This is a genomic window from Phytohabitans flavus (assembly GCF_011764545.1).
GTDB classification, from domain to species: domain Bacteria; phylum Actinomycetota; class Actinomycetes; order Mycobacteriales; family Micromonosporaceae; genus Phytohabitans; species Phytohabitans flavus.
Genome location: NZ_AP022870.1, coordinates 2,585,322 through 2,607,302 on the forward strand (window position 1 = coordinate 2,585,322; position 21,981 = coordinate 2,607,302).

20 protein-coding genes and 1 pseudogene are annotated in these 21,981 nt (G+C 71.2%); 8 read left to right on the forward strand and 13 right to left on the reverse strand.

Annotation, left to right across the window (positions count from 1 at the left end; translation table 11 throughout):
* Positions 1-391: 391 nt before the first annotated feature.
* From yjfF to Pflav_RS11195, 4 genes are all read right to left on the reverse strand, one after another.
* Positions 392-1,381, reverse strand: coding sequence for a galactofuranose ABC transporter, permease protein YjfF (gene yjfF / locus Pflav_RS11180; protein ID WP_197938331.1), 990 nt, complete (start codon positions 1,379-1,381; stop codon positions 392-394).
* A complete protein-coding gene (locus Pflav_RS11185) occupies positions 1,378-2,397 on the reverse strand; it encodes an ABC transporter permease (RefSeq protein ID WP_173042356.1) in 1,020 nt (339 codons plus the stop codon). Before Pflav_RS11185 ends, yjfF begins: the two co-directional genes overlap by 4 nt.
* Before the next feature lie 38 nt (positions 2,398-2,435).
* Positions 2,436-3,926: a sugar ABC transporter ATP-binding protein gene (locus Pflav_RS11190; RefSeq protein ID WP_173042355.1), complete on the reverse strand. Its 1,491-nt coding sequence runs from the start codon at positions 3,924-3,926 to the stop codon at positions 2,436-2,438.
* Between the two features lie 87 nt (positions 3,927-4,013).
* Entirely contained in the window at positions 4,014-4,997 is a 984-nt protein-coding gene (locus Pflav_RS11195) for an ABC transporter substrate-binding protein (protein WP_173035994.1), read from the reverse strand.
* Positions 4,998-5,407: 410 nt separating this feature from the next.
* Here Pflav_RS11195 and Pflav_RS11200 point away from each other — a divergent pair, with 410 nt between their 5' ends.
* From Pflav_RS11200 to Pflav_RS11210, 3 genes are all read left to right on the forward strand, one after another.
* Positions 5,408-6,436, forward strand: coding sequence for a LacI family DNA-binding transcriptional regulator (locus Pflav_RS11200; RefSeq protein ID WP_173042357.1), 1,029 nt, complete (start codon positions 5,408-5,410; stop codon positions 6,434-6,436).
* Positions 6,437-6,475: 39 nt separating this feature from the next.
* Complete coding sequence (locus tag Pflav_RS11205) at positions 6,476-7,093, forward strand: zinc-ribbon domain-containing protein (RefSeq protein ID WP_173035996.1); 618 nt, start codon at positions 6,476-6,478, stop codon at positions 7,091-7,093.
* Positions 7,094-7,185: 92 nt separating this feature from the next.
* Positions 7,186-8,478, forward strand: coding sequence for an erythromycin esterase family protein (locus Pflav_RS11210; RefSeq protein ID WP_173035998.1), 1,293 nt, complete (start codon positions 7,186-7,188; stop codon positions 8,476-8,478).
* A 158-nt stretch (positions 8,479-8,636) separates the two neighbouring features.
* Here the strand turns inward: Pflav_RS11210 and Pflav_RS11215 are convergent, their stop codons facing one another.
* Complete coding sequence (locus Pflav_RS11215; protein WP_173036000.1) at positions 8,637-9,563, reverse strand: NADP-dependent oxidoreductase; 927 nt, start codon at positions 9,561-9,563, stop codon at positions 8,637-8,639.
* A gap of 72 nt (positions 9,564-9,635) precedes the next feature.
* On the opposite strand from Pflav_RS11215, the gene Pflav_RS11220 reads away from it, so the two are divergent.
* Both Pflav_RS11220 and Pflav_RS11225 read left to right on the forward strand, forming a co-directional pair.
* Entirely contained in the window at positions 9,636-10,610 is a 975-nt protein-coding gene (locus Pflav_RS11220) for a GlxA family transcriptional regulator (RefSeq protein WP_173036002.1), read from the forward strand.
* Between the two features lie 79 nt (positions 10,611-10,689).
* Entirely contained in the window at positions 10,690-11,007 is a 318-nt protein-coding gene (locus Pflav_RS11225; protein WP_173036004.1) for a hypothetical protein, read from the forward strand.
* 12 nt (positions 11,008-11,019) lie between these two features.
* Here Pflav_RS11225 and Pflav_RS11230 read toward each other — a convergent pair whose 3' ends face one another.
* Positions 11,020-11,607: an NADPH-dependent F420 reductase gene (locus Pflav_RS11230; protein ID WP_173036006.1), complete on the reverse strand. Its 588-nt coding sequence runs from the start codon at positions 11,605-11,607 to the stop codon at positions 11,020-11,022.
* Positions 11,608-11,687: 80 nt separating this feature from the next.
* The gene (locus Pflav_RS11235) at positions 11,688-12,665 is read right to left on the reverse strand and encodes a GNAT family N-acetyltransferase (protein ID WP_173036008.1); all 978 of its coding nucleotides are present in this window, start codon (positions 12,663-12,665) and stop codon (positions 11,688-11,690) included.
* Between the two features lie 38 nt (positions 12,666-12,703).
* On the opposite strand from Pflav_RS11235, the gene Pflav_RS11240 reads away from it, so the two are divergent.
* A complete protein-coding gene (locus Pflav_RS11240) occupies positions 12,704-14,731 on the forward strand; it encodes a prolyl oligopeptidase family serine peptidase (protein WP_232071249.1) in 2,028 nt (675 codons plus the stop codon).
* Between the two features lie 71 nt (positions 14,732-14,802).
* Positions 14,803-15,060: pseudogene (locus tag Pflav_RS11245) on the forward strand (helix-turn-helix domain-containing protein); the annotation flags it as partial.
* A 114-nt stretch (positions 15,061-15,174) separates the two neighbouring features.
* Here the strand turns inward: Pflav_RS11245 and Pflav_RS11250 are convergent.
* The 6 genes from Pflav_RS11250 to Pflav_RS11275 all read right to left on the reverse strand — a co-directional run bounded on the left by Pflav_RS11250 (position 15,175) and on the right by Pflav_RS11275 (position 20,770).
* Entirely contained in the window at positions 15,175-15,783 is a 609-nt protein-coding gene (locus Pflav_RS11250; protein ID WP_173036012.1) for an ATP-dependent Clp protease proteolytic subunit, read from the reverse strand.
* Positions 15,780-16,397, reverse strand: a complete 618-nt coding sequence (locus tag Pflav_RS11255; protein ID WP_173036014.1) for a ClpP family protease — start codon at positions 16,395-16,397, stop codon at positions 15,780-15,782. The genes Pflav_RS11250 and Pflav_RS11255 overlap by 4 nt, the downstream gene beginning before the upstream one ends.
* A 95-nt stretch (positions 16,398-16,492) precedes the next feature.
* Positions 16,493-17,542: an acetylxylan esterase gene (locus Pflav_RS11260; RefSeq protein WP_173036016.1), complete on the reverse strand. Its 1,050-nt coding sequence runs from the start codon at positions 17,540-17,542 to the stop codon at positions 16,493-16,495.
* Between the two features lie 10 nt (positions 17,543-17,552).
* Positions 17,553-18,443 (reverse strand): carbohydrate ABC transporter permease, encoded by an 891-nt coding sequence (locus tag Pflav_RS11265; RefSeq protein WP_173036018.1) that lies wholly within the window; start codon positions 18,441-18,443, stop codon positions 17,553-17,555.
* Complete coding sequence (locus Pflav_RS11270) at positions 18,440-19,411, reverse strand: carbohydrate ABC transporter permease (protein WP_173036019.1); 972 nt, start codon at positions 19,409-19,411, stop codon at positions 18,440-18,442. The genes Pflav_RS11265 and Pflav_RS11270 overlap by 4 nt, the downstream gene beginning before the upstream one ends.
* Before the next feature lie 3 nt (positions 19,412-19,414).
* The gene (locus Pflav_RS11275) at positions 19,415-20,770 is read right to left on the reverse strand and encodes an ABC transporter substrate-binding protein (RefSeq protein ID WP_173036021.1); all 1,356 of its coding nucleotides are present in this window, start codon (positions 20,768-20,770) and stop codon (positions 19,415-19,417) included.
* A 130-nt stretch (positions 20,771-20,900) separates the two neighbouring features.
* Between Pflav_RS11275 and Pflav_RS11280 the strand changes: the two genes are divergently transcribed.
* Positions 20,901-21,893 carry a LacI family DNA-binding transcriptional regulator gene (locus Pflav_RS11280; RefSeq protein ID WP_232071251.1) on the forward strand — a complete coding sequence of 331 codons (993 nt, stop codon included), beginning with the start codon at positions 20,901-20,903 and terminating at the stop codon, positions 21,891-21,893.
* Positions 21,894-21,981: the final 88 nt, after the last annotated feature.

Sequence of the window (21,981 nt, forward strand, 5' to 3'; positions counted from 1 at the left end):
TAGCGCTCACATCTATGCTGGTCAAGCCCCTCTCTCGACCTCCAGTCGTCACGGTCTCGTAACGAGTGCTCCGCCTGTCCGCGCACGGCTTTCCACATAGAAATCGAGCTACCGCGATGTCCGCGGTGGTCCGGACCGTCGCTCCCGCGGCCTCACCCTGATCGTTTCCACACCGCCGTGACGACCAGGGCCAGCCAGCGCGGTCGCAGACCTTGTCCCGCCGCCGCGCCGTCGCGGAAAGATCGGATCGGGCGGCAGACCAGGTGGCACCGGGGCCCGCGGGCCGCAGCCTTGATCGCGCGGTGGGCCAGGTGGCGCGGGATGGCCCGCGCGGTGCGCGGGCCGCAACCCCGAGTGCGCGGTAGGCCCGGTCCTGCCTCGCGGCTGGCTTTCATTGCTTGCGTGGCGTGATCAGGCGCTGAAGGAGGATGAACGCGAACAGCAGCGCGCCGATCACGATCTTCGTCCACCATGAACTGAGCCGGCCGTCGAACGTGATCAGCGTCTGGATGATGCCCAGCACGAGCACGCCCAGCACCGTCCCCAGCACGAAACCTGACCCACCCGTCAACAACGTGCCGCCGATGACGACCGCGGCGATCGCGTCGAGCTCCATGCCGACCGCGTGCAGGCTGTTGCCGGAGAGCATGTAGAAGCTGAGCAGCACACCGCCGAGCGCGGAGCAGAAGCCGCTGATCGTGTACACCCCGATGCGGGTACGCGCGACCGGCAGGCCCATGAGGTGCGCGGAGCGCGGGTTGCCGCCGATCGCGTACGTGTTGCGGCCGAGCCGGGTGAACGCCAGCACGTACGCGGCGACGAGCACCACGACAAGCGCGATGACGACGCTGGGGGAGATGAAGTTGTCCCCGAAGCGGACCTTCGACTGCGCCATCGTCGTCCAGAACGGCTCGTCGATGGTGATCGACGAGGTGCCGATCGTGTAGCAGAGGCCGCGGGCGAGGAACATGCCGGCGAGCGTGACGATGAACGGCTGTATCTCGAAGTAGTGGATGATGCAGCCCATGCCGAAGCCCAGCGTGGCACCCATCAGCAGCACCAGCGGCAGCACGGCGAACGCGGGCCAGCCCTGACCTTCCAGCAGCGTGGCCGACACCATCGTGGTGAGCGCCACCACCGCGCCCACCGACAGGTCGATGCCACCGGTCAGGATCACGAACGTCATGCCGACCGCGACAACGAGCAGAAAGCCGTTGTCGATGAACACGTTCAACACAACCTGCGGATCGCTGAACGCCTCGTACTGCACCACGCCGCTGCCGTACATCAGGGCGAGCAGGGCGAGGGTGGCGTAGAGCGGCAGGTACCGGCGCTGCCGCGTCCCCGCCAGCCGGGACCGCACCTCGGCGAACGTGGTCACGCCGGCACCTCCACCTTCTCCGTCGTGGCCGCCGCGGGGCCAGCCGGTGGCGCCGAGGGTCGCCGGCGCCGGCCCTTGAAGACCTTGGCCCGGAACGCGGGCGACTGGACGAGGCAGACGACCGTCACGACGAGCGCCTTGAACAGCAGCGTGGTCTCCGGCGGGATGCCGGTCGTGTAGATGGTCGTGGTGAGCGTCTGGATGAGCAGCGCGCCGACGACCGTACCGGCGATGGAGAACCGCCCGCCGGCCAGCGACGTACCGCCGATGACGACCGCGAGGATCGCGTCGAGCTCGTACCAGAGGCCGGCGTTGTTGCCGTCCGCGCTGGAGACGTTCGAGCTGATCATCAGGCCGGCGATGCCCGCGCAGAGCCCCGCCACGATGTACGCCATCAGCGTGATCCGCCGCGAGTGGATGCCGGCGAGGCGGCTGGCCTCGGCGTTGCCGCCGACCGACTCGATCAGCATGCCGAGTGCCGTGCGCCGGGTAAGCAGTACCGCCAGCGCGGTGACCGCGAGCGCGACGAGGATCGCGAACGGCACGGTGAACAGGTAACCGCCGCCGATCAGCTTGTACGGCGAGCTGTTGACCGTGATGATCTGCCCGTCCGTGATCAGCTGGGCCAGGCCGCGGCCGGCGACCATCAGGATGAGCGTGGCGATGATCGGCTGGATGCCGACGACCGCGACGAGGAAGCCGTTCCACGCGCCGAGCAGCAGCGCCAGCCCCAGCGCGAGCGCGACGGCGACGAGCACCCCGGCCACGCTGTTCTGGTCGCCCTGCTCGCTGATCCGCCAGCACGCGAGGGCGCCGCAGATCGCCACGACCGAGCCGACCGACAGGTCGATGCCGCCGGTGGCGATGACAAGCGTCATGCCGAGCGCCACCATGATCAGCGGAGCGCCGAAGCGGACGATGTCGATCAGGCTCCCGTAGAGGTGGCCGTCCCGCACCTCCACGCTGAAGAAACTTGGGGTGAAGGCCAAGTTGGACAGCAACAGGGCCACCAGCATGGCGACCGGCCAGAAGAGGCGATGTTTGACCAAGGTGTTCACGGCTTGGCTCCACTGGCGATGGTTTCCATGACGCGGTCGACGTCGAGGGTGTCGTCGTTGGGCAGCTCGGCGATCAGGTGGCGGTCGCGCAGCACCGCGACCTTGTGGCTGAGCCGCAGCACCTCCTCCAGCTCGGCCGAGACGAAGAGCACCGCCATGCCGCCGTCGGAGAGCTGGGCGACCAGGCGCTGGATCTCCGCCTTGGCGCCGATGTCGATGCCGCGGGTCGGTTCGTCGAGGATCAGCAGCCGCGGCTCGGTGATCAGCCACCGGGCCAGCAGTACCTTCTGCTGGTTGCCGCCGGACAGGTCGCGGACCGGTGCGTCCGGGTTGGCCGGCCGGATGTCCAGCGCCTTGATGTACCTGTCGACGAGCTCGTCCTGCCGCCGGCGCGGGATGGGCCGGGTCCAGCCCCGCGTGGCCTGCATGGCGAGGACGATGTTCTCCCGCACGGTGAGCTCCTCGATGAGCCCTTCGGTGCGGCGGTTCTCCGAGCAGAACGCGATGTTCTTCGCCATCGCCGACCGCGGCCCGCGCATCGTGACCGCCCGGCCGTCGACGGCGAGCTGGCCGTGGTCGGCCCGGTCCGCGCCGTAGAGCAGGCGGGCCACCTCGGTGCGGCCGGAGCCGAGCAGGCCGGCCAGGCCGACCACCTCTCCCTTGTGGATGGTCAGGCTGAACGGTGCCACCGCCCCCTTGCGCCCCAGCTCCCGCGCGTCCACAAGCGGTACGTCACCCTCCTGCGCGCGCTTGGGCCGGTCCTCCAGCCGCTCCAGGACCTCCAGCTCCTTGCCGATCATCTTGCCGATCAGGTCGATCAGCGTCAGCTCGGCGGTCCGGTACTCGCCGACCCGCCGGCCGTTGCGCAGCACGGTGATCCGGTCGGCGATCTCGTACACCTGGTCCAGGAAGTGCGTGACGAACAGGATCGCGATGCCCTCGTCCTTGAGCTGCCGCATGACCCGGAAGAGCTGCCCCACCTCACCGGCGTCCAAGCTCGACGTCGGCTCGTCGAGGATCAGCACCTTGGCCGAGATGTCGATCGCTCGGGCGATCGCGACCATCTGCTGCACCGCGATCGAGTACGTGCCGAGCATCGCGGACACGTCGATGTCGAGCTGGAGCCGGCGCAGCAGCTCGCTCGCCCGTCTCTCGACAGTGGACCACCGGATGTGGCCGAGGAGGCGCGGCTCGCGCCCGATGAAGATGTTCTCCGCCACCGAGAGGTTGGGGCAGAGGTTGATCTCCTGGTAGACGGTGCTGATGCCGGCGTGCTGGGCCTGGAGCGGCCCGCTGAACTCCACCGGCCGGCCGTCCAGCACGATGCTGCCCTGGTCGATGTCGTACACACCGGTGAGCACCTTGATGAGGGTGGACTTGCCGGCGCCGTTCTCGCCCATGAGGGCGTGCACCTCACCCGGCAGCAGCCGGAAGTCGACCTCGCTCAGCGCCTTGACGCCGGGAAACTCCTTGCCGATCCCGGTCATCGTCAGGATGGCCTCGGTCACCTGCCTGCCCTTCTCGGGAGCGGCCGCCCCGCCCGCCGCGCTGAGGACGGGGCGGCCGCTGTGGGGTCAGTACTGCCGCTCGGGCAGGACGGCTTTGGCCTGCTCCTGGGTGAAGGTGGTCTCCTTGGTGATCACCCGAGGCTCGACGGTCTCACCCGCGTTGACCTTCTTGACCAGCTCCATCAGCTGTGGGCCGAGCAACGGGGAGCACTCGACGATAAAGTTGATCTTTCCGTCGGCCAGGGCCTGCATGCCGTCGCGGACCGCGTCCACAGTGATGATTTTGATGTCGGTGCCAGGTTTCTTGCCCGCGCCTTCGATGGCCTCGATCGCGCCCAGGCCCATGTCGTCGTTGTGGGCGTAGAGCACGTCGATGTCCGGGTTGGACTTCAGGAAGGCCTCCATGACCTCCTTGCCCTTGGCGCGGGTGAAGTCGCCGGTCTGTGAGGCGACGACCTTGAACTTCGGCTCGGCGGCGATGACGTCGCCGAAGCCTTTCTTGCGGTCGTTGGCCGGGGCGGAGCCGGTGGTGCCCTGGAGCTCGACGATGTTCACCGGATCGGTCGCCGAGGCGTACTCCTTGACCAGCCAGTCACCGGCCTTCTTGCCCTCCTCGACGAAGTCGGAGCCGATGAAGGTCTTGTACAGGCTGGTGTCGGGGGAGTCGACCGCGCGGTCGGTGAGGATGACCGGGATGTTGGCGTCCTTGGCCTCCTTCAACACCGTGTCCCAGCCGGACTCGACGACCGGGGAGAAGGCGATGATGTCGACCTTCTGCTGGATGAACGAGCGGATTGCCTTGATCTGGTTCTCCTGCTTCTGCTGGGCGTCGGAGAACTTGAGGTCGATCCCAGCTTCTTTCGCCGAGTCCTGGATGGACTTGGTGTTCGCGGTGCGCCAGCCGCTCTCGGCGCCGACCTGGGAGAACCCTAGGGTGATCTTCCCGTCGTCGGAACCGGAGCCGGCGCCGTCATCACCGCCGCCGCACGCCGTCACGGTGACGGCGGCCAGCAAGCCGGCGACCACCGCCGCGGACCATCTCCTGATCATCGCTTCCTCCTGCCACGAAACTTGGTGCGAACCGCGCTAGGTGAGCGTTAACATTGACAACCGTGACGATCCTCGTCCGCTGAACGAGGATCGTCGTACCGCTGGCCGTATCAGGTCTTTGAAGATCCACACGCCATGGGAGATCGACATGGGTCGCGGAAGTGGCCTGTATCACCCTCCGCGAACGTGAATGTTACCGTTCTCCACACGCGCGTCAAGAGATGGTTCCGAATCTGTTGCCGATGCGTTGTCACCGGGCAGGACTCACGCATTGCGGCTCCGAGCGCTAACTTGTGATCGGTAACAACTGGGCTCAAGGGGGCGATGTGTCAGGGAAGCGACCGGCGGCCGACGACGGGCAGGCCGCCCGGACCGAGGGGGCGGCGCCGGCCCAGCCCCGCGGCTCGGTCATGCGCGACGTGGCCCGGCTGGCCGGGGTCTCGCACCAGACCGTGTCCCGTGTGCTCAACGAGCACCCCAACGTGCGTCAGGAAACCCGGCGGCGGGTCCTGGAGGCGATGCAGGCGCTCAACTACCGGCGAAATCTCGCCGCCCGCACGCTTGTCACCCGCCGTTCCGGGACGCTCGGCGTGGTCGGCCTGGAGACCACGCTCTTCGGGCCGGCTTCGATGCTGTACGGGATCGAGGACGCCGCCCGCACCGCCGGCTACTTCGTCACGGTCGCCTCGGTCCGCACGCTGGAGCGCCGCTCGGTGGTCGAGGCCGTCGACCGGCTGTGCCAGCAGTCGGTGGAAGGCATCATCGCGATCGCGCCAAAGCCTGCGGTGACCAACGCGCTCGTCCAGGTGCCGCCCGGGCTGGCCAGCGTCGGAGTGGGCGGCGGCGCGGACGACGACGCCGTGCCGACCGTCCGGATCGACAACGCCGCCGGCGCCCGCCTCGCCACCCAGCACATGCTCGACTTAGGACACTCCACAGTGCACCATGTGGCCGGCCCGGCGGACTGGCCGGAGGCGCGCGAGCGCGTCGAGGGCTGGCGCAGCACGCTGTACGCGGCCGGTGCGCCGGTGCCACCGGTCGAGCCGGGGTCGTGGAGCGCGCAGTCCGGGTACGAGCAGGGCCAGGTGCTCGCCCGCGATCCCAGTGTGACGGCCATCTTCTGCGCCAACGACCAGATCGCGCTCGGCGTGCTCCGCGCGCTGCACGAGGCCGGCAAGCGGGTGCCGCGGGACGTGAGCGTGGTCGGCTTCGACGACATGCCCGACTCCGGCTACTTCCTGCCCCCGCTGACCACCGTCCACCAGGACTTCGCCGAGCTCGGGCGGCGCAGCCTCGCCGTACTCCTGGACCAGCTCAAGCAGGGCGGCGAGCGACCGCCGGACCATGTCCTTCTCGCGCCGGAGCTGGTGGTCCGGGCGAGCACGGCCGCGGCCCGCCGGGCACGTCGCGGACCCGCGGGGCCGGCCGCGATCCGGTGACGCGCGTCGATCTGGCGCGGTGCTGATACCCTGCCGCGCGTGATCATCTTCGGACTGTCCGTCTTCTACTTCATGGGCCTGATCGCCAAGGGCCGGTTCGCCTGCCCGAACTGCGGCGGCGACCGGGACTACGAGCACCGCACCGCCCGCCGCTTCTTCACGCTCTTCTTCATCCCGGTGATCCCGCTGGACAAGGTGGGCGAGGTCGTGCGCTGCCAGACCTGCCGGGTCCGCTTCGACCCAGCCGTGCTCGCCGCGCCGACGAGCGCCCAACTCGCCAGCTCACTCCCCGCCGGCATGCGGGCCGTCGCGGCGGTGATACTGCGCGCCGGCGGGACGTCTGAAGCCGCCATCGGCGCCGCGCTCGCCGCCGTGCGTGCGTCCGGTGCGCAGGGGTACGACGTGGCGCACCTCCAGGCCGACCTGAACCAGCCCGCCGACGCGGCGGCCGAGCCCCTGCGCGCGCTCGCCGCACACCTGACGCTGGACGCCCGCGAGCGCTACCTCGCCGACGGCGCGCGGATCGGCCTCGCCGACGGCCAGCTCACCCCGGCCGAGCGGGAGGCGCTCGGCTGGCTGGCCAACGCCCTCGGCCTGACCCCGGCGCACGCGCTCGGCATCATCACCACCGTGGAGCAGTCCGCGCGTCTGGGCTGATCACGGGTGGCCCGGCGGCCGCCGCGGTTGAGGCACGGACCCCTCGGGTAACCGGATGGAACGGCACAACCGAACCCGCCGGGAGGGTAACAATGTCACGGTACGGGGACGAGGTCGCCGCGCTTGCCGCGCCACTGGAAAGTGCCGACGACTTCGACGTACTGCTGGACCGGGTCGGCACGGCCCGGGTCGTGATGCTGGGAGAGGCCAGCCACGGTACGCACGAGTTCTACCACTGGCGTGCGCAGCTCACCGAGCGGCTCGTCGAGGAGGCCGCCTTCTCGTTCGTCGCCGTCGAGGGCGACTGGCCCGACTGCGACCGCGTCAACCGCAGTGTCCGCTTGGAGGACGGGGCACCCGAGGACCCGCGGGCCGCGCTCGCGACGTTCGAGCGGTGGCCCACCTGGATGTGGGCGAACGACGAGACCGCCGACTTCGCGCAGTGGCTGCGCTGGCACAACGCCCAGCGCGACCCCGAGGTGCGCGCCGGCCTGCATGGCCTAGACGTGTATTCGCTGTGGGAGTCGCTCCGCGAGATCCTCGTGTATCTGCGCGAGCACGACCCGGAGCAGGTGCCGGCCGCACTCGCCGCGTACCGGTGCTTCGAGCCGTACGCGGATGACGCCCAGCTGTACGCGCTGTCCAGCCGCTTCGTCACGGCCTCCTGCGAGAACGAGGTCGTCGACCTACTGGTGCGACTGCGCGAGCGGGCTCAGCAGGAGGACGGCCCGGAACGCTTCGCCGCATGGCAGAACGCCGAGGTGGTCGCCGGCGCCGAACGCTACTACCGCGCCATGGTGCACGGCGGCCGCGAGTCGTGGAACGTCCGCGACCGCCACATGGACGCCACCCTCGCCCGCCTGCTCGACCACTATGGACCGGAGTCGAAGGCCGTCGTGTGGGCGCACAACACGCACGTCGGGGACGCCCGCGCGACCGACATGGGCGAGCGCGGCGAGGTGAACATCGGCCAGCTCGCCCGCGAGCGGTACGGCGAGGACGACGTCGTGCTGCTCGGCTTCGGCAGCCACCACGGCACTGTCGTGGCGGGCGACGGCTGGGGCGCGCCGATGGAGGAGATGCTCGTACCACCGGCCCGGGAGACCGCGCTGGAGGGCGTGCTGCACTCGGCGGCGCCGAAGCGGGGGCTGTTCGTGTTTCCGCCCCGTGAGGACCGTCCCGACCTGCTGACGGACACGCTCGACCACCGCGCGATCGGCGTGGTCTACCACCCGGAGCAGGACCAGTGGAGCAACTACGTGCCCACGGTCCTCGGCGACCGGTACGACGCGTTCTGCTGGTTCGACGAGACCCGCGCGGTGAGTCCGATGCGGGTGCCGCCGGCGCCGATCTTCGAGCCCGAGACATACCCCTCGGGCGTCTAACCGCTCCGTCCACAGTGCGTAGACATAGGACGACCGCGGCCCAGGCCGCGGTCGTCCGGGCGGATCATAAAGATTTGGGCTACCGCGACGTCCGTTGTGGTCCGGACCGCTGCTCCCGCGGCCTCACCCTCCGCGCTTCACAACCAAACCCGCCCGGGTCAGAGGGTGAGGACGATCTTGCCGGTGGTGTGGCCGCGTTCGCCGAGCTCGTGGGCTCGCGCGGCCTGTTCCAGTGGCAGCGTCCTGTCGATGGTGACCCGCAGGCGGCCGGACTCGGCGAGGGCGGCCACCTCGCGCATGCCAGCCTGGTCGGCCTCCACGACCATGAACGCCGCGCGTTTGCCGGCCTCCCGTGCGGGGCCGGTGAGCGCCGCCTCGGCCGGTGAGGCGAGCGAGACGACGAGCCCGCCCGGCTTGAGGACGCGCAGTGAGCGTGGACCGTACTCGCCGCCGATGGTGTCGACGACCACGTCGACGTCCCGTACGGCGGCGGTGAAGTCGACCGTCGTGTAGTCGATGACCTCGTCGGCGCCGACTCCCTTGACGAACGCGTGCTTCGCGCCGCTCGCCGTGCCGATCACCTCCGCGCCGAGCACCTTGGCGATCTGCACCGCGACATGGCCGACCCCGCCCGCCGCGGCGTGTACGAGAACGCGCTGCCCCGGTCGTACCGCAGCGGTGTCCACAAGCGCCTGCCACGCGGTTAGGGCGACCATCGGCAGGCCGGCGGCCTCCACATGGGACAGTGACGCGGGCTTGCGGGTCAGGTGGCGGGCGGGGGAGGCGAGGTACTCCGCGTACGCGCCGGCCGGCCGAGGCTGCCACGGCATGCCGAACACCGCGTCGCCGGGCGCGTGCAGCGTCACGCCCGGTCCCACCGCCTCGACAACGCCGGAGACGTCCCACCCCAGCCGGATCGGCCGCCCGGCGAGGCCGCCTGTGGCGCGGTGCCAGTAGTCGGTCGGGTTCACCGCTGCCGCGTGTACCCGTACCAGCACCTCGGCGAAGCCCGGCTCCGGCCGCGGCACCTCGACCACCTTCAGCACCTCGGGCCCGCCGAGGACGTCCTGTCCAATCGCTCGCATGTCCGGCAGCCTGCCGGCCGGGGTGCCGGGCAAGCGAGTGGCCAGACCGCCAATATGTGCAAGGATCGCGCCATGCACCGCGTCGCCGTACTCGCCCTCGACGGGGTCTACCCGTTCGAGCTGAGCATCCCGAAGCGCATCTTCGGCACCGCCACCGGCCCCGACGAGCGCCCACTGTACGAGGTGCTGACCTGCGGCGTCGACGGCGGGCCGGTCACCACCGACGCCGACTTCACGCTCTCCGTCGAGCACGGACCCGAGCTGCTGGCCACCGCCGACACGCTGGTGATCCCGCCGTTCGCGCGGTGCGAGGAGGTGGACCGCGACTGGCTGCCGGGGCCGCTCGCCGCCGCGCTCGCCCACCGAAGGCCCGGCACCCGCGTCGTGTCGATCTGCACGGCGGCGTACGTCCTGGCGGCCGCCGGCCTCCTCGACGGCCGCCCGGCGACCACCCACTGGAACCAGGCCCGGCACTTCCAGCGCACGTTCCCGGCCGTCGACCTGCGCCCCGGCGTGCTCTTCGTGGACGACGGCGACCTGCTCACCGCCGCCGGTGTCGCGGCCGGCATCGACCTCTGCCTGCACCTGGTCCGCCGCGACCACGGCACCGAGGTGGCCAACCGCGTGGCCCGCCTGTGCATCGTGCCGCCGTGGCGGGACGGCGGGCAGGCGCAGTTCGTGGAGCGGCCGGTACCCGAGCCGGACACGGCCACCACCGCCGGGGTACGGGAGTGGGCGCTGGGCCGGCTGCGCGAGCCGCTCTCACTGTCCACATTGGCGGCGCGGGGGCGGATGAGCGTGCGTACGTTCAGCCGCCGCTTCCGGGACGAGGTCGGCATGACTCCCGGGCAGTGGCTGATCCAGCAGCGGATCGAGCACGCCCGCCACCTGCTGGAGACCACCGACCTCGCGGTGGACCGGGTGGCCGCCGAGGCGGGGCTGGGCACCGGCGCCTCGCTGCGCCAGCACCTGACCGCCGCCGTGGGGCTGCCCCCGACCGCGTACCGCCGCCGCTTCCGCGGCACGCCCGCAGCGCTCGCCGACTGAGCGGCACACGGGCGGGATTGATCGGCGCGCTCGCGGCCTGGGTCGGCACGCCGGCGGCGTGAGAGGGCACACTGACGGCATGATTTTGACTGCCGCCAGTGTCGTGCTCGCCGCCGGCGCGATCGTCCTGATCTTCGTCGGCCAGTGGCTGCCCGCCAGCGCCCTCCTGTTCGTCGCTACCGTGACCGCGCTGGTCGGCAGTCACCGGACGAAGACGCGGCGGGAGGCCGAGTTCCGGTCCCGGTTCCACTCGGTGGAGCGGATCAGGGAGACCCACGACCTGAGCGGCTTCCAGCGGATCCGCGAGCAGGCCGGCGAGCTGGCCGCGGTACGCGCTGTGCGCAAGGAGTTCCCCGGCATCTCCCTCACCGACGCGGTCCTCCTGATCCGCACCTGACCGGCGCGCCGCTCAGCGGGCCACCGCGAGCGCGAACGGCACCGGGCCCAGCGCGCCGATCAGCGGCCGCACCATCAGCGCGAACGACTCGGGCCACCACGCGTTCGCCACGCCGCCGAGGTCGACTATCCACTCCGGACGCCAGCCGAGGTCGGCGAGCAGGCCGGCGACCACCCGCTTCGCGGCCGGGTCGTCGCCGCACAGGAACGTCGACGGGGGTGTACCGAGGCTTGCCGGCGCGGCCATCAGCGGCGCCGGTCCGACCGTGTTCAGCGCCTTGACCACCCTGGTCCGGGGCAATGCGTCCTGGATGGCGGCGGCCAAGTTGGCGTGCAGCAGCCTGCTCGCGAAGCCGTCCGGACCGATCTCGACCGGATTCGCGACGTCGACGAGGACGGCGCCGGCCAGCACCGGGGCCAGGCCGCGCAGCACCTCCAGCGAGACGGCGCCGGGCAGCGCGTTGACGACGACCTCGGCGCCGGCCGCCGCGTCCGCCAGCGTGCCGCGGGTGCCGGTCCGCACGTCGTGGCCGGCCGCGCTGAGGGCGGGGACGAGCGCGCGGGCCACGTTGCCGGCGCCGAGGACAGTGATCATGCTCATGTCCCCGACGCTAGAGTTGAACTTGTTCAACCGGCAGTACGCACTTTGAGGTGCGCGACGCACCGGAAGGTGCCCCGCTGTCACCGGCCCATCGGCGAGCTGGCCACCGTTCGCTCGAAGATGTCGGCCTCGTAGGCGGGCGTCATGCCGACCGCGCGGTAGAGGCGCGCGGCCTCGGTCGGGTTTTCGAGGTCGACGCCGAGCCCGACATTCGCCCGGCCCTTGGCCGCGTAGAGCGCGAACGCGTGGCGCAGCAGCGCCTCACCCACCCCGCGGCGGCGGTACTCCCGCGACACGGCGAGCATCTTCACCCAACCTTCGCCGTCCTCGAGGGACTGGTCGGCCGACTGGAGGATGCCGGCCGGCCTGCCGCCGACGGCGGCCACGAGCCACTCGTCCCAGGCCACCGAGGCCTGACCGTCGACCCACTCGCGCCACCGCTCGTACGCGCGCGGCTGGTAGTCCGGCGTGTCCCGGAACGCCGTGTCGAGGATCCGGTGGAACAGCCGCATGTCGGCGTCCTCGCCCGGGTCGACCGGCCGGATCGAGATCCCGTCCGGCACCGGCGGCGGCGTAGCCGGGACGTCCGCCAGCGAACGCCGCATCCGGGCGTAGCGCTTGACGAACTCGAACCCCGCGGCCCGCAGCGCGGCGATGTACGGCCGTTCCGTCGGGATGGCACCGGCCCGGACGGTCATCGTGCCGTGACCGAGCTCGCCGGCGCGCTCGGCCACCCGGGCGAGCGTCAGCGCCAGCAGCGGCGCCTGTGCCGGCAGCCCGGTCTCCGGATGGGTGTAGACCTCCAGGAAGTCGCGGTCGCCGCCGCTCTCGTTCTCCAGGTAGGCCCAGCCGGCGAGCGACCCGTCCGGCGCGTACGCCAGCAGGGAGTCGCGCTCGGGGGCGACGTGCGGGCTGCCGGCCAGCGCCTCTCGCACGTCGTCACTGCTGAAGTCGGCCTGACCCACCGCGGCCAGGTCGCTCGCGTGCACCAGCGCGAGGATCTCGGTCAGGTCGTCGAGGGTCGGTCGGCGCGTGGTCCAGCCGGCGGGAAACGTCACACCCCCGATTATCATCGAGCTATCGAACGAGCCCGGAGGTGGCTGCGCTGGACGAGGACGCCGACGACCCGTACCTCTGGCTCGAGGAGTTGGACGCGGCTGACGCCGTGCGATGGGTCACCGAGCGCAATACCGAGACGCTGACCGCGCTGACCGACCCGGGCTTCGCCGCCACCCGGGACGCGATCCGTGAGGTGCTCGACAGCAAGGACCGCATCCCGTACCCGAGCTGGCTCGGCGACGGCTTCTACTACGACTTCTGGCGGGACGCCGACCACCCGCGCGGGCTGTGGCGGCGGACCACTGTGGACGAGTACCGGCGCGACGAGCCCGCGTGGGACGTGCTGCTCGACGTCGACGCGCTGAACGAGGCGGAGGGCGAGCACTGGGTGTGGGGCGGCGTGGCGATGCTCCGCCCCAGCTACGACCGCTGCCTGGTCAGTCTCTCCCGGGGTGGCGCCGACGCCGTGGTGGTCCGCGAGTTCGACCTGCGTGGCCGCGCCTTCGTCGAGGACGGGTTCGCGCTGCCCGAGGCGAAGAGCGACGTCGGCTGGATCGACGTCGACCACATCTACGTCGGCACGGACTTCGGGCCCGGCTCCCTGACCTCGTCCGGGTACCCCCGGATCGTGAAGCGGTGGCGGCGCGGGACGCCGCTGTCGGAGGCGGAGCTCGTGTTCGAGGGGCACGTCGACGACGTCTCGGTCAGCGCCGGCCACGACCCGACACCCGGCTACGAGCGCGACTTCGTCGGCCGATACCTGGACTTCTACCGCAGCCGGCTGTACCTGCGCCGCCCGGCGGGTGACCTCGTCCGGATCGACGTCCCGGACGACGCCGCCTGCGAAGTACACCGCGACTGGCTGCTGATCCGCCCCCGGACGCCGTGGACGGTCGAGGGCGTGACGTATCCCGCGGGCGCGCTGCTGGCCACCAGGTTCGAGCCGTACCTCGACGGCCGGCGGGACCTCACCGTCCTGTTCCGGCCGGACGACCGCACGTCGCTCAGCTCGTACACCTGGACCCGCAGCCACCTGATTCTCGTCACGATGACGGATGTCCGGACCCAGGTGCACGCCCTCACCCCGGACGCGTCCGGCTGGCATCGGCAGCCGTTGCCGGGTGCCGGCGAGTTCGATGACACGTGGATCGTCGACGCCGACCCCGACAACAACGACTCGTACCTGGTCTCCTCGGACGGCTACCTCCAGCCGGCGGCCCTCAGCCTCGGGACCGTCGGCGGCGAGGTCGAGGTCATCAAGCGGCAGCCCACCTTCTTCGACCCGGACGGCATGGCGGTTCGCCAGTTCTTCGCGGTCTCCGCCGACGGTACGCGCGTGCCGTATTTCGTCGTCGGCCCCGACACCGCCGGGCCGACGCTTCTGACCGGCTACGGCGGCTTCGAGATCGCGCTGACCCCTGGCTACAGCGGCGTCATCGGGCGCGGGTGGCTCGCCCGCGGCGGCACCTACGCGGTGGCGAACATCCGGGGCGGCGGCGAGTACGGTCCGGCATGGCACCGGGCTGCCCTGCGCGAAGGCCGGACCAAGGCGTTCGAGGACTTCGCGGCGGTCGCCGCCGACCTGGTGGCGCGCGGGATCACGACGCCGGCCCAGCTCGGCATTGAGGGCGGCAGCAACGGCGGGCTGCTGATGGGCGCCATGCTGACCCGCTACCCGGCGCTCTTCGGGGCGGTCGTCGCCGCGGTGCCGCTGCTCGACATGCGCCGGTACACCAAGCTTCTCGCCGGCGCGTCGTGGATCGCGGAGTACGGCGACCCGGACGACGAGGCCGACTGGGCGTACCTGCGCGAGTTCTCGCCGTACCACAACGTGCGACCCGGCCAGCCGTACCCTCCGGTCCTGTTCATCACCTCGACCCTCGACGACCGTGTCCACCCTGGACACGCCCGCAAGATGGCGGCCCTGCTGCGCCAGCACGGCTACGACGTGTCCTACTACGAATACGTGGAGGGCGGGCACGGCGCGGCCGCGGACAACGAGCAGGCGGCCACCATCTGGGCGCTGACCCTGGAGTTCCTCTGGCGCCGGCTCCAAGCCGCTTAACCCCGTCACGGACCGCTACGCTCACCGCGAAATCGGTGCTCGGCGGTCCGGCACGCACGTATCGTGAGCGAATGGCGGACGTGGCGTACATCGGTCCCGGCGGGTCTCGGCGGCACCAGCCGTTGCTGCGCATGCTCGTCGGTGACGTGCTGCGGCGCAGGCGGATCGCGCAGCGGCGCACGCTCGCCGACGTCGCGCGGGCGGCCCGCGTGTCCGTGCCGTACCTGTCGGAGGTGGAGCGCGGCCGCAAAGAGGCCAGCTCCGAGGTCCTCGCCGCCGTGTGCGAGGCATTGGGGCTCGACCTCGCCGACTTCCTCACCGAGGTGCGGCTGCACCTGGTCACCCAGGTCGCGCCGGCGCACGGCTCGCGGCAGTACCCGATGGCGCCGAATGCGCACCGGGCCGGCGACGTGATGCTCCTGGCCGCCTGACCCGGCCGCGGGTCAGGCCGCGCGGCGCAGCTGGTTCGGGCGGCGCTCGATGACGCGGTCGGCGAGGCCGTACGCCACGGCGTCCACTGCGGACAGTGTCATGGTGCGGTCGGTGTCCTCGCGGATCCGGGCCACGTCGTGCCCTGTGTGGCGGCTCAGGATCTCGTCCATCTCGGCCCGCACCTTGGACACCTCCTTGGCCTGTACGGCGAGGTCGGGCAGCGTGCCACGGGCCTGGCTGGACGGCTGGTGCAGCGTGACCTTCGCGTGCCGCAGCACCGAGCGCCGGCCCGGCGTGCCGGCCGCCAGCAGCACCGCCGCGGCCGAGACGGCCTGGCCGACGCAGATCGTGGAAATGTCGCAGCGGACGAAGTTCATCGTGTCGTAGATGGCGGTCAGCGCGCTGAACGAGCCACCCGGCGAGTTGATGTACATGCCGATCTCCTGCTCGTTCTGCGCCTCCAGGTGCAGGAGCTGGGCGATCACCACGTTGGCCACGCCGTCGTCTATGTCGGTGCCCAGGAAGATGATGCGTTCGGAGAGCAGCCGCGAGTAGATGTCGTAGGCCCGCTCGCCCTGCGACGTCCGCTCGACGACCGTCGGGATCAGGTACTGACTCATCCGATCATCCCCACGAGCGTCCGCGCGCCGGCCGGGCGTACGTCCTCGACGCGGGTGAGGACGTGGTCGATGAGGCCGTACGCCCGCGCCTCCTCGGCCGTAAACCACTTGTCCCGCCGGCTGTCCCGCTCGACCTTCTCGATCGGCTGTCCGGTGTGCTCGGAGGTCAGCCGCAGCACGGTGGTACCGAGGCGGTCCAGCTGCTCGGCGTAGATCTCGACGTCGGCGGCCGTACCGCCGAAGCCGGCCGAGCCCTGGTGCATCAGGACCTGCGCGTGCGGCAGGCTGAACCGCTTGCCCTCGGTGCCCGCGGTCAGCAGGAACTGCGCCATGCTGCCGGCCAGCCCCATGGCGAGGGTGCTGACGTCGTTGGGGATGAGGCGCATCGTGTCGTAGATGGCCAGGCCGGCGGTGACCGAGCCGCCCGGCGAGTTGATGTACAGGCTGATGTCGCCGCGCGGGTCCTCCGCCGACAGCAGGAGCAGCTGCCCGCAGAGCCGGTTGGCCACCTGGTCGTCCACCTCCGCGCCGAGCACGACGATGCGCTGGTGCAGCAGCCGCGCGGCCACCTGGTCGTCGAGCGTGCCAGCCGTCAGTCCGGCCACGTTCTGCATGAGCTTTTCCTCCTCGATGAGCGCCGTGCACCCACCATGCGGCCGGAAAGCGCACCACGCCAAAGGAATCTGCTCTCAGCAGACGCTGGCATCCGTCAGCCAGGGCGAGCCGGCCCGCCACGCGGCGAAGCCGCTTTCGCGGACTCGCCGGCCGCTGGCTCGCCGGACAGCAGTGGGCGCAGGAAGTCCAGCTGGCGCCGCACCTGGTGGAGGCCGCCGCCCTCGTGGTCGTTGAACTCCCAGACCACCATCTCCTTCGGCCCGGCGTAGTGGTGGTAGGCGGCGTAGACCGTCGAGGGTGGACAGACGCGGTCCATCAGCGCGACCGAGAAGAGCGCGGGGGCGGTACAGCGCGCGGCGAACGACATGCCGTCGAAGTACGCCAGCGTCGCGAACACCTCGTCGACCGGCTGGCGGTGGTTGGCGCACCAGCGGGCCACGTCCGTGTACGGGCCGCGGTCGCTGATCCGTACCGCCCGGCGCCAGTGGCACAGGAACGGCAAATCGCACAGCACAGCGGCGACGTGGCCGGCGAGCGCGGCCGCGGCGAGCGCGATGCCCCCGCCTTGGCTCACGCCGCCGACCACGATCCGCTCGGCGTCCACCATGGACAGCTTCCGGACCGCGTCCACCGCACACGCGGCGTCCACGAAGGCTCGCCGGTAGTAGTACGCCTCCGGATCGTGCAGGCCGCGGACCACCGGGGGTGCCGCGTCGCCACAGGCCGCGTCGGGTGTCTCGCCGCCCTGGCCGCGCGCGTCGACCACCACGTGGGCGTAGCCGGCGCTGGCCCACAGCAGGTGCTCCAAGGGCAGGCCACGGCCACCGCCGTAGCCGACGAACTGCACCAGGCAGGGCAACGGCCCGTCCTGTCGCGCGGGCAGCGTGAGCCAGGCCTTGACCGGCTCGCCGCCGTACCCGGCGATCGTCACGTCGTGGGTGACCACCGTGGACAGTCCGTTGTCGACGGCCTCGAGCCGCGCGGAGGCGGCGCTTCCGGTACGGCCGTAGGCGAGCGCGTGCTTCCAGAAGAGGTCGAAGTCGTCCGGCTCGTCGCGCGGTGGCCGGTAGCCGGACAGCACCTCAGGATCGAGGTCGTACGCGGTCGGCGCCGGCGGATCGTCGCCGTAGGGCACGTCGGCCATGAACAGTCCCTCACTTCCCCGACCCGGCCAGCAGGCCGCGGACGAAGTACCGCTGCAACGCGAAGAAGATCACCATGGGCACGGCCATCGCCACGAACGCCGCCGCGGTCAGCAGCTGCCAGCCCTGGCCGGTGGTGGCGCTGACCAGGTTGCTCACCGCGACGGTCAGCGGCGCGACACCCGGGTCGCCGCCGAGGAAGATGAGCGCGATCAGCAGGTCGTTCCAGACCCAGATGAACTGGAAGATGGCGACCGAGGCGATGGCCGGCCCGGAGACCGGCACCGCCACCCGCAGGAAGGTGGTCAGGGTCGACGCCCCGTCCAGCGCGGCCGCCTCGAACACCTCCTCCGGCAGCCCGGCGAAGAATGTCCTCAGTAGATAGATGGCGAACGGCAGCCCGAAACCCAGGTGTACCAGCCAGATCCCGGCGAACGTGCCGGTCAGCCCGGCCGCGTTGTAGAGGCGTAGCACCGGTACGAGCGTCATCTGCACCGGCAGCGCGAGTAGTGCGATCATCGCGACGGTGACCGCTCGGCGGCCGGCGAAGGACATGCGGGCCAGCGCGAAGGCGGCCACCGAGCCGATCGCCACCATCGCGACGACCGCCGGCACGGTGATGAGCAGGCTGTTGGCGAGCGCCGTGCCGAACCCGCCGGTGGCGAGCACGTCCCGGTAGTTGTCGGTGGTGAGCCGGCCCTCGCCGGCCCGCCACCAGCCGGTGGTGGAGATCTCGTACGCCGGCCGGAACGAGCTGACTAGCAGCCCCAGCACCGGTACCGTCCACACTCCACAGACGAGCAGGAGCGTGAGGTGGGTCGGGAGGCGGCGCGGGCGGGCCCGCTTCGGGACGGCGGGCGCGGCGGTCACGGGGGGCGCGGGTCGGGTCAGTAGCTGGGTCATCGGCCGGCCCTCCCGGTGGCGCGTGCGTTGAGGACGAGGATCGGCGCGGCGAGCAGGGTGAGGAGCACCGCGATCGCGCTCGCCCGGCCGTAGTCCTGGGCGACGAAGAGCTGCCGGTACATGAGGTTCGCGATGACGTCGGTGCGGTAGTTGCCGTTCGTCATCACGTACACGATGTCGAATGCCTTGAAGGCGCTGACCGCGACGAGCGTCGCGGTGACCACGACGGCCGGGCGCAGCTGTGGCAGCGTGACGTGGCGGAAGGCCTGCCACGGCCCGGCACCGTCGATCCGCGCCGCCTCGTGCAGGTCGGGCGGGAGCGCCTTGAGCGCGGCGGAGAGGATGACGGTCGCGAAGCCGGCGGTCATCCACACGCCGACGCCGATGAGTGCGGCGTTGTTGGTACGGGTGTCCACGAGCCAGGCGAGCGGCGCGGCTCCGGCGGCGGTGAGCACGGCGTTGAGTGTGCCGGTCTGTGGCAGGCCGGGCGGGCGGTACTGGTACATGAACCGCCAGATCACCGCGCCGGCCACGAACGGGATCGCGGTCGGCAGCACCACCGCCGCCTTGGCCACCGCCTCGTACCGCACCTTGTCGGTCAGCACCGCGACGAGCAGCCCGGTCACCAGGCAGCCGCCGGTGAGCAGCACCAGCCACAGCAGGTTGTTGCGGAGCGCGGTGTGCACCTCGGTGCTGGTGACCAGGTACCGGTAGTTGTCCAGCCCGGCCCACGCGCCCGAGCCGGCGTCGCGCAGCGAGAGCCAGACGGTGTTCGCGAGCGGCCAGGCGAGGAAGACGCCGACCGGTACGAGCGCGGGCGCCAGCCACAGCCAGGGCACCAGCCGGCGCTGGAGGCGGTGGGGGAGCACCGCCTCCAGCCGGCCGACCACCCAGAGCCAGCCGAGGAGGAACGCCGGTACGGCGACCGTGAAGGCGAGCGCGGCGAGGACGCGGGTCGTCGGGACCATGGCTCAGCTCTTGTACGCGCCGGCGCGGGCCTGCTCCAGGCCGGCGAGCTGGGCGTCCAGTGTGGACGGCTTCTCGACGTACGCGAGGACCGCCTTGAGGAACGCCTGGGTCATCGCGAGCGGCATCGCGTTCTGGGCCGCGTACTGCACCGTCTTCGCGTCGGCGTAGACCTCGGCGGCCCGCCGGGACAGCACGGACGTGTAGGCGTCGAGCGGGGTGCGGCGGTTCGCGGCGATCCACTGCCCGGTGCCGGCGACAAGGGCGCTGAACTCGGGTGTCGCCACGTACCGCATGAATGCCCGCCCCTGCGGGCTGTCCTTGAGCAGCGCGAGCGTCTCGCCGGAGATCTCGACCGAGCCGGCCCGCGCCGGGTCGACCGGCGGGAACGGGAAGAAGTCGATGTCGGTGCCGGGCACCACGCCGGGCACGGTCTGGGCGAGGGCGTTGCCGAGGAAGTCGGCCTGCACGTGGAGGTGGCAGGCGGGCGGGTCGGCGTAGAGCCCCTGCGGGCTGGAGTTGAAGTCGGTGGTGAGTACGGCGGTGGGGCCGCCGCTGACCTGCTCGGCGTCGGTGGCGATCGCGCCGAAGCGCTCGAACGCCTGCCGGATCTCCGGCGCCGTCCAGGGCAGCTCGCCCTTCCACCACTTCGTGTAGACCTCGGGGCCGGCCTGCTGGAGCATGAACTCCTCTATCCACACCGCGCCCGGCCAGCCGCTGCTCGGCCCGGACTCGAGGCCGATGCACCACGGGGTGGTGCCGGCGGCCGACTTCTGCTGGGCCCAGGTCGACAGCTCGTCCCACGACGCGGGCGGCTTGGGTCCCTGGTAGGTCTTGGGGTCGTACCAGACGAGGCCCTGCACGGCCGTGTTGTAGAAGACGCCGTGCAGCTTGCCGCCCATGGTGGACAAGTTGAGGAGGCCCTCAGGATAGTCGGCGCGGACCTCGTCCATGTCGAGGAACGGGTCGAGCGCGACAAGCTTGCCCTGCTCGGCGAGCTGGGCGACCTGGCCCGCGCTGGGGTTGGAGACCACGTCCGGCGGGTTGCCGCCGGCGATGCGGGTCTGGAGGACGGCGAAGACGTCGCCCGTGCTCTCGTACTTGATCTTTATGCCGGTCGCCTCCTCGAAGGGGGCGAAAGTGCCGAGATAGGCGTCGAGCTGTGGACCGCTCAGGACGCCGAGCAAGTTGAGGGTGCCGCCAGGTTTCGTGCCGTCGGCCGCGCGGGTGGCGGCGTCGCGGGCGGCCTGGAGCCGATCCGCCGCCTGCGCGGGTGGTGCCTGGGTCGATGATCCGGATCCGCCACACCCCGCGGCCAGGAGGACGGCGGCGAGTGTGGCGGTGAGGGGTCGCGTTCTCATGAGGGTGCCCTCCCTCAGTAGGTGGAGATCAAGCCATGACGGCAATGGAACGCTCGTGTTACAAACTTGTCAAGAGCTTCGCTCGAAGCACTTCGAAGACTCCGCTAACCTGTTCCGTGAGGAGGCGTGTGTGACCGACAAGATCACGATCTACGACGTCGCCGCGCGGGCCGGCGTGAGCATCTCCACCGTCTCGCTCGTGCTCAACTCGCCCACCCGCGTGCGCCAGGCGACCCGCGAGCGGGTGCTCGTCGCCGCCGACGAGCTGGGCTTCGTCCCCAAGGCGGACGCGGTCACCCGGGCCCGCAAGGGCGTCGGCCGGATCGGCGTGATCGCGCCGTTCAGCTCGTACCCGTCGTTCAGCCGCCGCCTCGGGGGCGTCTTGACGGCGATCGGCGCGGAGGCCCTGGAGGTCGTGGTCTTCGACCAGCCGTCGGCCGCCTCGGCCGCCTCGCCACTGCTGTCCAGCCTCCCGATCACCCGCCGCCTCGACGGCCTGATCATCATGGGAGTCCCGCTGGAGGAGTCGGTCGTCGAGCGGCTGCGCGCCCAGCGGCTGCCCACGGTGGTGATCGACTCGCCGCGCCCGCGCTTCGAAGCCGTGGTCACCGACGACGAGGCCGGCGGCGAGCTTGTCGCCAGGCACCTGCTCCACCGGGGCCACCGCCGCCTCGGATATATGGGGGAGGCGCAGCGCTCGCACGCCTACGTGTCACCGTCCGAGAGCCGCCTCGCCGGCTTCCGCCGGGTGGTCGGCGCCGGCCTGCCCGACGAGGCGGTGCGGCTGGTGCCGCACGACGTCGCCCAGGCGCGCGCCGCGACCCACGAGCTCCTCGACCTCGCCGACCCGCCGACCGCCATTTTCGCCCACGACGACATCCTCGCCGGCGGCGTGCTGGCCGCCGCCCGCGACCGCGGCCTGGCGGTGCCCGACGGCCTCGCCGTGGTCGGCTTCGACGACTCCGACCTGGCCCAGGCGCTCGACCTGACGACGGTGCGCCAGCCCTTCGAGGAGTCGGGGCGGCTGGCACTGCGGGCGCTGCTCGACCAGATGCAGGGCAGCCCCACGGCCCGCCGCACCACCGTCCTCGACCTCGACCTGGTCGTCCGCGCCACCACATAGGACGATCCAGAAGAAGATTCGAGCTACCGCGACGTCCGCGGTGGTCCGGACCGCTGCTCCCGCAGCCTCACCCTCCGCGTCGCGGGGC